Origin of the sequence: Streptomyces sp. MMG1121 (assembly GCF_001280015.1) — a bacterium.
Classification (GTDB): Bacteria; Actinomycetota; Actinomycetes; order Streptomycetales; family Streptomycetaceae; genus Streptomyces.
In genome coordinates this window covers 88,678-102,204 of record NZ_LGDV01000025.1, presented here as the reverse complement: position 1 = coordinate 102,204, position 13,527 = coordinate 88,678, and the positions used below count along the sequence as shown (strand labels likewise).

Here is a 13,527-nt window from a genome sequence, read left to right as displayed (position 1 = left end):
GTGCGGATCTTCGGGGGCGTAAAGTAGTGGCCCGAATGCCATGCACCCGGAGGTTCTGGCCATGCTGCGCGTCGCGGTCGTCGCGTCCCCGCCCGTGTCGATGTTCAACCTCGCCATTCCCGAGCTGCTCTTCAGCAAGGTCGAGATCGACGGACAGCCCGGCTACGAGGTGGTGATCTGCGCACCCGACCCCGGATCCGTGCCCAGCACCGGCACCGTCGACCTGCACGTCCCGCACGGCCTGGAGACGATCCGGGAGGCGGACACCGTGATCGTGGCGGGCACCGGCGAGCCCTTCTCCCCCGATCCGCGCGTGCTCGAGGCACTGCGCGAGGCTGCCGGCGCGGGCGTGCGCATCGCCTCCCTCTGCACCGGCGCCTTCTCACTCGCCGAGGCCGGTCTGCTCAACGGCCGCAAGGCGACCACCTACTGGGCGCACGCCGACGAGCTGCGCCGCCGGCACCCCGGCGTCGAGGTCCAGGGCGACGTCCTCTACGCCCAGGACGGCCAGTTCCTCACCTCCTCCGGCTACGCCGCCGGCATCGACCTCTGTCTCCACCTCATCCGCACCGACTACGGCGCCGCCGTCGCCAACACCGTCGCCCGCCTCGCCCTGGTCGCCCCGGTCCGTCCCGGCGGCCAGACCCAGTTCACCCAGACCCCGCTGCCGCCCGAGCGCGGCACCGTCTGCGCCGACACCCGCGGCTGGGCCATGCGCAACCTGGACAAGCCGCTCACCCTCACCGACCTGGCCCGGCACGCGGGCGTCTCGGTGCGCACCCTCACCCGGCGCTTCCACGCCGAGAGCGGGGTCAGCCCGCTGCAGTGGCTGCTGCACCAGCGCATCGAGCGCGCCAAGGAACTGCTGGAGACCACCACCCTGGCCATGGACCAGGTGGCCACCGCCTGCGGCCTCGGCACCGCCGACTCGCTCCGCGCCCATCTGGTGCGCCGCACCGGACTCACGCCGAGCGCCTACCGCGCCCAGTTCAGCCGCCATGGAACCGGCGCGGTCGCGGTCACGTCCTCCGTTGCATGATCAGCGACCGGACGCCCAGCGACCGTGTGAAGGGCACCCGCGTGATCCGCACCGCCCTGCCGGCCGAGGCCGAGAAGATCGCCGCCCTGCACCACCGGGCGCGCTCGACGTACTACCCGGACGGCCTGCCGGACGACGGCACCGACTGGACCGCCGCCTGGCGCGGCGCGGTCCAGCGGCCCGACGGCCAGGTGCTGTGCGCCGTCGAACAGGGCGCGATCACCGCCGTCGCCTCCTTCCGGAGCCCGCAGGACGGCCCCGCCGACACGGTGAAGCTCTTCCAGTTCCACGTCGACCCCGAGCGCTGGCGCTCCGGCACCGGCACCGCCCTGCACGCGGCCTGCGTCGAGCAGTGGCGGGCCGACGGCCGGCGCGCGGCCGTTCTCGACGTGCACGTGGACAACCGGCGGGCCCAGGCCTTCTACGCCCGCCTCGGCTGGGTCCCGGACCCGAAGAACCCGCCCGCCGAGGGCGACCACCACCTGTTCCTGCGGTACGCCGTACGGACCGGGGAATGAACCCAGCTGCTTGAACGTTCACGTACCGGGAGCGGGGAGAGCCTTCGCGCCCGTACGACCTGGAGAAGAGCCGAGCACATGCGCGTCGAGATCTGGACGGACATCGCCTGTCCCTGGTGCTACGTAGGAAAGGCCCGGTTCGACAAGGCGCTCGCCGCCTTCCCGCACCGCGACGAGGTCGAGGTGGTGCACCGCTCCTTCGAGCTGGACCCGGGCCGTGCCAAGGGCGACGTCCAGCCGGTGATCACCATGCTCACGAAGAAGTACGGCATGAGCGAGGCACAGGCCGAGGCCGGCGAGGACAACCTGGGCGCCCAGGCCGCCGCCGAGGGCCTGGACTACCGCACCCGGGGCCGCGACCACGGCAACACCTTCGACATGCACCGCCTGCTGCACTTCGCCAAGGAGCAGGGCAGGCAGGACGAGCTGATCCAGGTCCTGTACCGGGCGAACTTCGCCGAGGAGCGGTCCGTCTTCACCGAGGGCGACGAGCGGCTCGTCGAGCTGGCCGTGGCGGCCGGACTCGACGCCGAGGCCGCCCGCGGGGTGCTCGCCGACCCGTCCCGCTACGCCGACGAGGTCCGCGCCGACGAGCGCGAGGCGGGCCGGCTCGGCGCGAACGGCGTGCCGTTCTTCGTCCTCGACCGGAAGTACGGCCTCTCCGGCGCCCAGCCCGCCGAGGTCTTCGCCCAGGCACTGACCCAGGCCTGGGGCGAGCACGCTCCGCTGAAGCTGGTCGAGCAGGGCGGCCACGGGGACGGGGCGGCCTGCGGACCGGACGGGTGCGCGGTCCCACAGGGCTGAAACCGCAGGTCGGCGCGGATGTATAAGCACGTCTGAGAGGACCTCGGGAAAAATTCGCAATGGACGAGAGGTTCGCCGCCCCGCACAGTGGGATCATGGAGACCTTCGAGAGCCTCGTCCGCGCCGAGTTCAGCCCGAAGAACACCTATCTGAACACCGCGAGCAGCGGCCTGCTGCCCGCCCGTACCGTCGCCGCCCTGCACGAAGCGGTCGCGATCAGGGCGGCGGGCCGGCCGCTCGACCCGCTGTTCGACGACGTGGAGCTGGCCCGCGCCGCGTTCGCCCGGCTCGCCGCAGTGCCGGTGACCCGGGTCGCGGCAGGGCCCTCCGTCGCCTCCCAGACCGCCCTGATCGCCGCCTCGCTGCCGGCGGGCGCCGAAGTCCTCACGGTCGAGGAGGACTTCACGTCCGTCATCAACCCCTTCTTCGCGCGGGGCGACCTCAAGGTGCGCGCGGTCCCGCTGGAGCGGCTCGCCGAGTCCGTGCGTCCCGGCACCGCGCTCGTCGCGGTCAGCGCCGCCCAGTCCGCCGACGGACGGGTCGCCGACCTGCCCGCCCTGCGCGAGGCCGCCCGCGCGCACGGCGCGCGCACCTACGTCGACGTCTCCCAGGCCGCGGGCTGGCTGCCGTTCACGGCCGACGCCTACGACTTCACCACCACCACGACCTTCAAATGGCTGCTCGGCGCGCACGGGGCCGCGTTCCTCGTCGTTCCCGAGGACTTCGGCGGCCTGTCCCCGCTGCAACCGAGCTGGGTCGCGGCCGAGGAGCCCTGGGCCAGCTGCTACGGCCCGGTGGCCGAACTCGCCCACTCGGCACGGCGGTTCGACGTCAGCCCCGCCCTGTTCGCCTACACGGCCGTGCGTCACTCCCTCGCCCTGATCGAGGAACTCGGCGTCGCCGCCGTACAGGCCCACGACCTGGCCCTGGCCGACCGGTTCCGCACCGGCCTCGCCGGACTCGGTCACACGCCCCTGCCCGCCGCCGGCTCGCCCATCGTCGCCGTGCCCGGACTCGGCGTCCGCCGGGGCGAGTTGAGCCGCGCCGACATCGAGGTCGCCGACCGCGCGGGCAGTCTGCGGGCCTCGTTCCACCTCTACAACACACCCGCGGACGTGGACCGGCTGCTGGATGTGCTGGCCGGCTGACGACGTGACCGGGCCGGAGCCTCCCGTCCCACACAGGAGGCCCCGGCCCGGTGTCACCGGTTCATCGGACGGGAGTGAAATCCCTCGCCCCGATGAACTCCGGCCGGCGGATCGGCGCCGCGAAGGGCTCCACCGCCGCGTTCTCCACGCTGTTGAACACGATGAAGACGTTGCTGCGCGGGAACGGCGTGATGTTGTCGCCGGAGCCGTGCATGCAGTTGCAGTCGAACCAGGTCGCCGAACCGGCCTTGCCCGTGAAGAGCTTGATGCCGTACTCGCTCGCCATCTTGGTCAGCGCCTCGTCGGACGGCGTGCCCGCGTCCTGCATCTGCAGGGACTTCTTGTAGTTGTCCTTGGGCGTGGCACCGGAGCAGCCCAGGAACGTCCGGTGCGAACCCGGCATGATCATCAGGCCGCCGTTGGTGTCGAAGTTCTCGGTCAGCGCGATCGAGACGGACACGGTGCGCATGTTCGGCAGGCCGTCCTCGGCGTGCCAGGTCTCGAAGTCCGAGTGCCAGTAGAAGCCGCTCGCGCCGAAGCCCGGCTTGACGTTGATCCGGGACTGGTGGACGTACACGTCCGAGCCGAGGATCTGCCGGGCCCGGCCGACCACGCGCTCGTCGCGCACCAGGTTCGCGAACACGCGGCTGATCCGGTGCACTTCGAAGACCGAGCGGATCTCCTGCGACGCCGGTTCCACGATCGAGCGTTCGTCGGCCCGGATCGCCGGGTCGGCGACCAGCCGGTCCAGCTCCTGCCGGTAGACCTCGACCTCGTCGGGGGTGATCAGCTGGTCGACCGCGAGGAAGCCGTCACGCTCGAACGACTGGAGACCGGCGGCCGGGATCGGGCCGGGCGTGTCCGGGGAGCCCCAGACGACCGGGTCCTGCCGGGGGACGGCCACCTCGGTGGCACCACGGCTGGGGTACAGATCGGTGAGCGCGGTCATGGACCTCACACCTCCTCGGGCTCGGTGAGCAGCGGGTAGACGCCGTTCTCGTCGTGGTCCTCCCGTCCGGTCACGGGCGGGTTGAACACGCACAGGCAGTGAAAGTCCTCCTTGACCCGCAGCGTGTGCCGCTCGTGGCCGTCGAGGAGGTACAGGGTGCCGGGCGTGATGGTGTACGTCTTCCCGGTCTCGCGGTCGGTCAGCTCGGCCTCGCCCTTGGTGCAGACGACGGCCTCGATGTGGTTGGCGTACCACATCGACGTCTCCGTCCCGGCGTACAGGATGGTCTCGTGCAGGGAGAAGCCGACCCGCTCCTTGGCGAGGACGATCCGCTTGCTCTCCCAGGTGCCGGACTTCGCCTTGACGTGCCGGTCGGTGCCTTCGATGTCCTTGAACGATCGGACGATCACGGTGGTGCTCTTCCTCCTAGGTGGTGCCGGTCAGGCGGATTCCCGGACGGCGCGGGCGAGGATCCTGAGGCCCTCGTCCAGCTCGTCCGGCGTGATGGTGAGGGCCGGCAGCAGCTTGACGACCTCGCCCTCGGGGCCGGACGTCTCGATGAGCAACCCCAGCTCGAAGGCCCGCCGGGCGACCTTCGAGGCCCGGTCCTTGGTGTGGAACTCCAGGCCCCACACCAGACCGCGCCCGCGGTACTCCTTGACGTCGGCGAGGTTCTCCTCGGTGATCGAGATCAGCGCCTGCTCGACCTGCTCGCCCCGGGCACGGGTCTGCTTCTCCATCGCCGAGCCGTCCGCCCAGTACGTCTCCAGGGCGGCGGTGGCGGTGACGAACGCGGGGTTGTTGCCGCGGAAGGTGCCGTTGTGCTCGCCGGGCTCCCAGATGTCCAGCTCGGGCTTGAACAGGCACAGCGACATCGGCAGCCCGTAACCGCTGATCGACTTCGACACGGTGACGATGTCGGGCGTGATCCCCGCCTCCTCGAAGGAGAAGAAGGCACCGGTGCGGCCGCAGCCCATCTGGATGTCGTCGACGATCAGCAGCATGTCCTGCCGCTCGCACAACTCCTTCAGCGCGCGCAGCCATTCGGGCCGGGCCACGTTGATGCCGCCCTCGCCCTGCACGGTCTCCACGATCACGGCGGCGGGCTTGTTCAGCCCGGACCCTTGGTCCTCCAGCAGCCGCTCGAACCACAGGAAGTCCGGGACCGTGCCGTCGAAGTAGTTGTCGAACGGCATCGGGGTGCCGTGCACCAGCGGAACACCGGCGCCGGCCCGCTTGAAGGCGTTGCCGGTGACGGCGAGCGACCCGAGCGACATGCCGTGGAAGGCGTTGGTGAACGACACGATCGCCTCGCGCCCCTTCACCTTCCGCGCCAGCTTCAGCGCCGACTCCACGGCGTTGGTGCCGGTCGGACCCGGGAACATGACCTTGTACGGCAGGTCGCGCGGGCGCAGCACCAGATCCTGGAAGGTCTGCAGGAAGGACCGCTTGGCCGTGGTCGACATGTCCAGGCCGTGGGTCACCCCGTCACGGGCCAGATAATCGATCAACGCCCGTTTGAGTACGGGGTTGTTGTGGCCGTAGTTGAGTGAGCCGGCCCCGGCGAAGAAATCGAGGTACGCGTGGCCGTCCTCGTCGTACATCCGGCTGCCCCGCGCCCGGTCGAAGACCGTGGGCCAGCCGCGGCAGTAGCTGCGGACCTCGGACTCGACGGTCTCGAAGACGCTGAGGTCGGGCTGGGTGATGGTCACGGTGAATCGCTCCTCAGTGGGCGGAGTGGGTGGTGACGTCGGTCAACGGGCCGATGCGGTACAGGACTTCGGGGTCGTGCGGGCCGTCCGGGAACAGCTCGGCGGGAAACAGCACCTCGCGCTCCAGGCGCGCCCCGTGCCGGGCGGCGAACGAGGTGAACAGCCGCTCGGAGGCCGTGTTGCCGGGGGTAATGGTGGTCTCCACGTCGGCGATGCCGCGCTCGGTGACGAGGCGCCCGGTCAGCCCGTCCAGCAGCGCGGCGGCGATGCCGAGACCCCGGTGGGCGGAGTCGACGGCCACCTGCCAGACGAGCAGTGTGCGAGGGCGCTCCGGCCGTACGTAGCCGGTGACGAAGCCGACCGGTTCCCCGTCCGCACCGCGCGCCACCGCCGAGGTGCCGGCGAAGTCCCGGCACCACAGCAGATAGCTGTACGAGGAGTTCAGGTCGAGGGTTTTCGATTCCTTGGCGAGACGCCAGAGCGCGGCTCCGTCGGTCACCGCCGGTTGGTCGATGAGCAGGTCTGCGGGTGCGGCAGTCATGCGGCACGAATTTAGCGAGGCGAATTGAGAAATGCACGGGAGCCTTCACCGCACTGTGCAGCAGGAGTAGTGAAATGCCCGAATTGCCCCACGGCAAATCCGGGCAAATCTATAGGTCTGTGGAGTGTGTCACAGCCCGGAAACCATCAGAAAACCGCTAGGAAACTCCCCCGTTTAGCCTTGCGAAAAGCGGGCAGAAGAAGATGGGAAGCTATCCTCCGTGAAATTGGCGGGAATTGTGAAACTAAATTGAATTCAGGCGCCGGTGGTTCCGTCGATTCGTTCACGCAGAATGTCGGCATGTCCGTTGTGGCGGGCGTACTCCTCGATGAGGTGGATGAGCACCCAGCGGACGCTGACCTCGACGCCGGTCATCGGCTCGTCGACGATCCGCCCGGTGTCCTCCAGGCCCCGTTCGGTCAGCAGCTCCCGGCCGCGCGCGATCTCCGCCCGCCACACGGTCAGGGCTTCCTCCAGCCCACGCTCCGGATCGAGGCCCTCCCCCGTCCTCTCCGCGAACACCGGCGGTACGTCCAGCCCGCCCAGCACCCGCTGGAACCAGTTCCGTTCGACCTCGGCGAGGTGCTGGACGAGCCCCAGCAGGGTCAGCGACGACGGCTGTGCCGAGGCGAGCCGCACCTGCGCGTCGTCCAGCCCCCGGCACTTCAGCTCCAGCGTGGCCCGGTGGAAGTCCAGCCAGCTTTCCAGCATGGGGCGTTCGGGCCCGGTCAGGAGGGGGGCGGGGCGGCCGTCGGGGAGGGTGGGGGGAGTCTGCGATGCTGTCATGGCCGCAGCATGGCAGCCGGGTACGACAACGGCCCGCGCGGTGCGCGGGCCGTTCGCTCTCCCGGCAGGCGCCTAGCGCCAGACCGCCTCCACGGCCCGGCGCGCCGCCCCCGGGTCCACGGTCAGGTTCTGCTCGGCGAGGGCGGAACCCAGCGCTGCCAGCGACCCCTGCACGGCCCCCGGCGTGGCATCCGCCCCGTAGTGGTTGACCCGGATCATCTCCTTCGCCAGCGCGCCACCGCCGGCCGCCAGCGGCAGCGCCGGGTCGCTCGCCAGGGCGCGGGCCACCAGCTCCGACGCCACCACCCCCGACGGCACCCGGAGCGTCGTGGCCACCGGGGCGGCGTCCGCGGCCTCGTGCACATACGGCTCCAGCCCCCCGCCGAGCGCCACCGCGCCCGCCCGCGTGGCCAGCGCGGCGCCGCGGTGCCGGGCCATCACGGCGTCCAGGCCCGCCGACTCGATCCGCTCCAGACACGCTTCGAGCGCCAGCATCTCCAGCTGCGCCGGAGCGTGCGGCAGCGCCTTGCGGCCGGCGTCGGTCCAGCGCTCCTTCCAGTCCAGCAAGGACAGGTAGGAGCGGCGCGGCGCGTTCGGGTTGGCCGCCATCCGGGCCCAGGCCCGCTCGCTCACCGAGATCGCCGACACGCCCGCCGGACCGCCCATCGCCTTCTGCGCCCCGATCACGCACAGGTCCACGCCCCACGCGTCCGGCAGCACCGGCTCCGCGCCCACGGACGCGACCGCGTCCAGGTAGAAGAGCGCGCCGTGCCGCCGTACCACCTCGCCGATCTCCGCGACCGGGTTGGTGTTGCCGGTCGCGGCCTCCGCGTGCACCAGCGACACGAAGTCGGTCTCCGGGTGCTCGGCGAGGGCCTCCCGGATCTGCTCGGCGGTGACCGCCGTGTGGAAGGGGACCGGGATGTCGTGGACGGTCGCGCCACAGGAGCGCAGCCAGTCGCCGAACGTCTGCCCGTAGGGGCCCGTGATCACGTTCAGGGCCACCGTGCCGGGACCGGCCGCCGCACGGATCGCCCCCTCCAGCGGCAGCAGCGCCTCACCCTGGGTGATCAGGACGTCCTGCCGGGTGCCGAGCAGCCGGGCCACCGCGTCCTCGATCGCGGCGAAGCGCTCGGCGCTGAGCGGGGGCAGGTCGAGGAAGGGGTGGGTCACGGCGCTTCTCTCTTCTCGTTCATGAGGGCTTCGTACGGGGGCCGACTCCACCGATCTTAAGTCGGATGCCTCCGCAACCATGGGTTTGATTTGAGAGACTCAAACTCTTCCTTATAATCGGAACCCACACTTCCCCCACACGGAGATCCCCCCATGAAAACGCTCGGACGCCGGACCCGCCTTCTGGCAGCCACCACCGCGACGGCCGGGCTCGTGCTCGTGGCCGCCGGCTGCTCCTCCAGCTCGGGAAGCGGTCCGACGACCGTCAAGGGGGTCCACCTCGCCAAGGGCGGTCAGCTGACCACCTGCACCCATCTGCCCTATCCGCCGTTCCAGTCGGAGATCGACGGCAAGGTGCAGGGCTTCGACGTCTCCCTCATCGACCTCGTCGCCAAGAACCTCGGCGTCAAGCAGCAGATCCTCGACACGCCGTTCGAGAACTTCAAGACCGGTGCCTTCCTGAACTCGGGCCAGTGCGACCTGGCCGCCGCGGGCATGACGATCACCGCCGAGCGCAAGAAGAACGTCGACTTCTCCGACCCGTACTTCGAGGCCACGCAGGGCGTGCTCGTCGCCAAGGACAGCGGCATCACCTCGTTCGCGGGCCTCAAGGGCAAGAAGCTCGGCGCGCAGGCGCAGACCACCGGCGAGGACTTCGCCCGGAGCAAGGGTTACGACCCGGTCTCCTTCGCCTCCTCCGACGCGGTCCTCAACGGCCTGCGCACCGGCCAGGTCCAGGCCGTCGTCATCGACTACCCGGTGGTCCAGGGCTGGCTGAAGGACAAGGCCAACGCGGACAAGTTCAAGGTCGTCGACAACATCAAGACCGGCGAGCAGTACGGCTTCACGGTCAAGAAGGGCAACAAGGCCCTGCTCGACGCCATCAACAAGGCCCTCAAGGACGCCAAGGCCGACGGCACCTACAAGAAGATCTACGAGCAGTGGATCGGCCCGTACAACGCCTCCGTCGCCTCCCCGGCCGCCTGACCCCATGACCGACACGGACACCCGCATCCAGCCGAAGAAGAGCGGTCTGACACCCCGGCAACGGCGTCGCCTGTCGCGCGGGGCGCAGTACGTCGTCTTCGTCGCCGCGGTGATCGCGTTCGCGTCCTCCGCGGACTGGGGCCGGCTGCGGAACCAGTTCGCGCAGGCCCACATCGCGCAGCAGATGTTCCCGGACCTCATCACGGTGGCCCTGAAGAACACCGTGCTGTACACCCTGTCCGGGTTCGTGGTCGGCCTGGCCCTCGGCATGGTCATCGCCCTGATGCGCCTGTCGTCCGTGGGGCCGTACCGCTGGGTCGCCGGCATCTACATCGAGATCTTCCGCGGTCTGCCCTCGCTGCTGATCTTCATCTTCGTCGGCACCGGCGTACCGCTGGCCTTCCCGGACATCCAGTACCCGGGCGGCATCTACGGCAAGGTCGCCGTCGCGCTCGGACTGGTCTCCGCCGCCTACATGGCGGAGACGATCCGCGCGGGCATCCAGGCCGTGCCCAAGGGACAGATGGAGGCCGCCCGTTCGCTCGGCTTCTCGCCCGCCCGGGCCATGATCTCCATCATCCTGCCGCAGGCCTTCCGCATCATCCTGCCGCCGCTCACCAACGAACTCGTCCTGCTCTTCAAGGACTCCTCGCTGGTGCTGTTCCTCGGCGTCACCCTGGAGCAGCGCGAACTGTCCAAGTTCGGCAACGACCTGGCCAGTACGACCGCCAACTCCACCCCGATCCTGGTGGCGGGCCTGTGCTACCTGCTCATCACCGTCCCGCTCGGCTTCGTCGTCCGCCGCATGGAGTCCAGGACCCAGGAGGCGATCCGTTGAGCCGCTCCGAGATTCAGGTGCAGGCACTCCACAAGTCCTTCGGCGACAACCAGGTGCTCAAGGGCATCGACCTGGAGATCGGGCAGGGCGAGGTCGTCTGCGTCATCGGCCCCTCCGGCTCCGGCAAGTCGACCCTGCTGCGCTGCGTGAACCTGCTGGAGGAACCCACCGAGGGCCGGGTCCTCGTCGGCGGCACCGAGCTGACGGACCCCGACGTCGACATCGACGCCGTACGCCGTCGTATCGGCATGGTCTTCCAGCAGTTCAACCTCTTCCCGCACCTGAACGTCACCGAGAACCTCACGCTGCCCCAGCGCCGGGTCCTCGGGCGGGACAAGGCGAGCGCCGAGCGGACCGCCGCCGAGAACCTGGCCCGCGTCGGTCTCTCCGAGAAGGCGCACGCGTACCCGTCCTCCCTCTCCGGCGGCCAGCAGCAGCGTGTGGCCATCGCCCGTGCCCTCGCCATGGGCCCCGAGGTGATGCTGTTCGACGAGCCGACCTCCGCGCTCGACCCGGAGCTGGTCGGCGACGTCCTCGCGGTCATGCGCTCCCTCGCCGAGGAGGGCATGACGATGATGGTCGTCACGCACGAGATGACCTTCGCCCGCGAGGTCGCCGACCGGGTCGTCTTCATGGACGGCGGCGTGATCGTCGAGGACGGCAGCCCCGAGCAGGTCATCGGCAACCCGCGGCACGAGCGCACCCGCCACTTCCTCTCCCGCGTCCTCGATCCGGCGATGGCCGAGGTGGAGGAGGAGGCCTCGGACCAGGTGGGGAAGGACCGGCCGTAGGCCGTTAAGGTGCGGGCATGAGCGATGGCGCCGTGCTGCACGTGAAGGGGCGGGTCCTCGTGGGGCCCGAGGACGTCCGCGACGAGCTGTGGGTGGTCGGGGGCCGGGTGTCCTACGACCGGCCCGCCGGCGTCCGGGACATCCGGACCGTGGCGGGCTGGGCGCTGCCCGGCCTGGTCGACGCGCACTGCCACGTCGGCCTCGACGCGCACGGCCCGGTGGACGCCGACACCGCCGAGAAGCAGGCGCTCACCGAGCGGGAGGCGGGGGCCCTGCTGCTCAGGGACGCCGGCTCGCCCTCCGACACCCGCTGGACCGACGACCGCGCCGACCTCCCGAAGATCATCAGGGCCGGCCGGCACATCGCCCGCACCCGCCGCTACATCCGCAACTACGGCTGGGAGATCGAACCGGAGGACCTGGTCGCCTATGTCGCCCAGGAGGCCCGGCGCGGCGACGGCTGGGTCAAGCTCGTCGGTGACTGGATCGACCGCGACCTCGGCGACCTCTCCGCCTGCTGGCCGCGCGAGGCGGCCCGGGCGGCGATCGCCGAGGCGCACCGGCTCGGCGCCCGCGTCACCGCGCACTGCTTCGCCACGGACTCCCTGCGCGACCTGGTCGAGGCGGGCATCGACTGCGTCGAGCACGCCACGGGCCTGACCGACGAGCTGATCCCGCTCTTCGCCGAGCGGGGCGTCGCGATCGTCCCCACCCTCGTCAACATCGCCACCTTCCCGCAGCTCGCGGCCGGCGGAGACAGCAAGTTCCCGCGCTGGTCCGCGCACATGCGCCGACTGCACGCGCGCCGCTACGACACCGTGCGCGGCGCCTACGACGCCGGGATCCCGGTCTACGTCGGCACCGACGCCGGCGGCTCACTGGCCCACGGCCTGGTCGCGGGCGAGGTCGCCGAGCTGGTCACCGCCGGCATCCCCGCCGTGGACGCCGTGTCGGCGACGACCTGGGGTGCCCGTGCCTGGCTCGGCCGCCCGGGCCTGGAAGAGGGCGCGCCGGCCGACCTCGTGGTGTACGAGGGCGATCCACGGGCCGACGTACGGGTGCTGGCGGCGCCGCGCCGGGTGGTGCTGAACGGGCGGGTCGTGGAGTGATCGTGGCGTGCGGGAACAGATGTGCTTCACGATTCGAAGAGGTGTGCTGAAACTCCCCGATTGAGTGAAGTGACCGTGGATTGCTGACCGTTCACCCACAATGCGTACAAGGTTGACGGGTCCCAAACATGTTCATTCTGGGGGTCCCACCGCCTTGAACAGCAACAACTTCCGCATGCCCGCACGCCGTCTCGCCACCGTCGCGACGGTCACCGCCCTCGCCGCGGCGCCCGCGGTCCTGGGCGCGGGCGCCGCGCACGCGACCGATGACCACGGTCGCGCCTCCGCCGTCGTCCTGCGCACCGGGCTCGACGTGTCCCTGCTCGACAAGACCGTCGACGTCCCGCTCGCGGTCTCCCTCAACGAGGTCCAGGCACCCGAGAGCGCCGACAGAACCGCGCTGTCCGCCCGGCTCGACGGCGTGGCCGGCGGCAAGCCGTTCACCGTCCTCGGCGCGGACGTCGCCTCGGCGAAGGCCACGGTGACGGCGCGCAGAGCCGAGGGCTCGGTCCGGCTCGCCCACGCCCGGCTGCACGTCCCCGGTCTGCCCCTGCTGTCCCTGGTCGAGGCCGACGCGGTCACCGCGCGGGCGACCTGCGAGGCCGGCAAGGCGCCCGTCGCCTCCGCGAACGTCCTCGGCGCCGTCACGGTCCTCGGTAAGCGCGTCACGCTGACCGCCGGCGGCCCGACCGAGGTGAAGGTGCCCGGCGTCGGCGAGGTCCGCCTCGACCTCGCCCAGCACACCACCACGAGCCGTACGGCCGCCGCCACCGCGCTCGAACTCAAGGTCTCCGTCAACCCGTTGAAGCTCAACGTGGCCGACGTCGAGGGCACGGTCACCCTCGCCAAGGCGACCTGCGAGTCCCCGACGGCCCCGCCCGCCGGCCACCCGGCGCCGAGTCACGACCCGGCCGCGGGCACGAAGGCCGACACCGCCTCCGACGTGAAGCCCCAGGGCGGCACGGCGAAGACCGACCTCGCCGAGACCGGGGGCAGTCCGGCGACCCCGTACCTGGCGGGCGGAGCACTGGTGCTGCTGCTGGTCGGCGGGGGAGCGGCTGCGGTGGCCCGGCGCCGCAGGGGCTGACGCCACGACCTGGTGCCGCTTCCCGCCCGGCCGTCACTCCGGGCC

General features: G+C 70.8%; 15 protein-coding genes. 9 read left to right on the top strand and 6 right to left on the bottom strand.

The features are described from left to right. Window positions 1-40: 40 nt before the first annotated feature. From ADK64_RS04505 to ADK64_RS04490, 4 genes are all read left to right on the top strand, one after another. Entirely contained in the window at window positions 41-1,039 is a 999-nt protein-coding gene (locus ADK64_RS04505; protein ID WP_234384457.1) for a GlxA family transcriptional regulator, read from the top strand. Continuing rightward, entirely contained in the window at window positions 1,036-1,557 is a 522-nt protein-coding gene (locus ADK64_RS04500; protein WP_199829478.1) for a GNAT family N-acetyltransferase, read from the top strand. Before ADK64_RS04505 ends, ADK64_RS04500 begins: the two co-directional genes overlap by 4 nt. Before the next feature lie 78 nt (window positions 1,558-1,635). Beyond that, window positions 1,636-2,361 (top strand): DsbA family oxidoreductase, encoded by a 726-nt coding sequence (locus tag ADK64_RS04495; protein ID WP_053655019.1) that lies wholly within the window; start codon window positions 1,636-1,638, stop codon window positions 2,359-2,361. Between the two features lie 95 nt (window positions 2,362-2,456). Beyond that, window positions 2,457-3,509 (top strand): aminotransferase class V-fold PLP-dependent enzyme, encoded by a 1,053-nt coding sequence (locus ADK64_RS04490; RefSeq protein WP_053655166.1) that lies wholly within the window; start codon window positions 2,457-2,459, stop codon window positions 3,507-3,509. Between the two features lie 61 nt (window positions 3,510-3,570). Here ADK64_RS04490 and thpD read toward each other — a convergent pair whose 3' ends face one another. From thpD to ADK64_RS04460, 6 genes are all read right to left on the bottom strand, one after another. Further along, window positions 3,571-4,458, bottom strand: a complete 888-nt coding sequence (thpD, locus tag ADK64_RS04485; protein ID WP_053655017.1) for an ectoine hydroxylase — start codon at window positions 4,456-4,458, stop codon at window positions 3,571-3,573. Between the two features lie 5 nt (window positions 4,459-4,463). After that, window positions 4,464-4,868, bottom strand: a complete 405-nt coding sequence (locus ADK64_RS04480) for an ectoine synthase (RefSeq protein WP_053655015.1) — start codon at window positions 4,866-4,868, stop codon at window positions 4,464-4,466. Between the two features lie 30 nt (window positions 4,869-4,898). Continuing rightward, on the bottom strand, window positions 4,899-6,170 hold the full coding sequence (ectB, locus tag ADK64_RS04475; protein WP_053655013.1) for a diaminobutyrate--2-oxoglutarate transaminase: 1,272 nt from the start codon (window positions 6,168-6,170) through the stop codon (window positions 4,899-4,901). A 13-nt stretch (window positions 6,171-6,183) separates the two neighbouring features. Next, window positions 6,184-6,711, bottom strand: a complete 528-nt coding sequence (gene ectA, locus ADK64_RS04470) for a diaminobutyrate acetyltransferase (protein WP_053655011.1) — start codon at window positions 6,709-6,711, stop codon at window positions 6,184-6,186. Window positions 6,712-6,966: 255 nt separating this feature from the next. Next, the gene (locus ADK64_RS04465; RefSeq protein ID WP_053655009.1) at window positions 6,967-7,497 is read right to left on the bottom strand and encodes a DinB family protein; all 531 of its coding nucleotides are present in this window, start codon (window positions 7,495-7,497) and stop codon (window positions 6,967-6,969) included. Between the two features lie 72 nt (window positions 7,498-7,569). Further along, window positions 7,570-8,670, bottom strand: coding sequence for a pyridoxal-phosphate-dependent aminotransferase family protein (locus ADK64_RS04460; RefSeq protein WP_053655007.1), 1,101 nt, complete (start codon window positions 8,668-8,670; stop codon window positions 7,570-7,572). Window positions 8,671-8,823: 153 nt separating this feature from the next. Here ADK64_RS04460 and ADK64_RS04455 point away from each other — a divergent pair, with 153 nt between their 5' ends. From ADK64_RS04455 to ADK64_RS04435, 5 genes are all read left to right on the top strand, one after another. Further along, window positions 8,824-9,657, top strand: coding sequence for a basic amino acid ABC transporter substrate-binding protein (locus tag ADK64_RS04455; protein ID WP_053655005.1), 834 nt, complete (start codon window positions 8,824-8,826; stop codon window positions 9,655-9,657). Window positions 9,658-9,661: 4 nt separating this feature from the next. After that, window positions 9,662-10,495: an amino acid ABC transporter permease gene (locus tag ADK64_RS04450; protein WP_053655003.1), complete on the top strand. Its 834-nt coding sequence runs from the start codon at window positions 9,662-9,664 to the stop codon at window positions 10,493-10,495. Next, the gene (locus tag ADK64_RS04445; protein WP_053655001.1) at window positions 10,492-11,286 is read left to right on the top strand and encodes an amino acid ABC transporter ATP-binding protein; all 795 of its coding nucleotides are present in this window, start codon (window positions 10,492-10,494) and stop codon (window positions 11,284-11,286) included. Before ADK64_RS04450 ends, ADK64_RS04445 begins: the two co-directional genes overlap by 4 nt. A 17-nt stretch (window positions 11,287-11,303) precedes the next feature. Further along, a complete protein-coding gene (locus ADK64_RS04440; protein ID WP_053654999.1) occupies window positions 11,304-12,395 on the top strand; it encodes an amidohydrolase family protein in 1,092 nt (363 codons plus the stop codon). A 154-nt stretch (window positions 12,396-12,549) separates the two neighbouring features. Next, window positions 12,550-13,482 carry an SCO1860 family LAETG-anchored protein gene (locus tag ADK64_RS04435; protein ID WP_053654997.1) on the top strand — a complete coding sequence of 311 codons (933 nt, stop codon included), beginning with the start codon at window positions 12,550-12,552 and terminating at the stop codon, window positions 13,480-13,482. Window positions 13,483-13,527 lie beyond the last annotated feature (45 nt).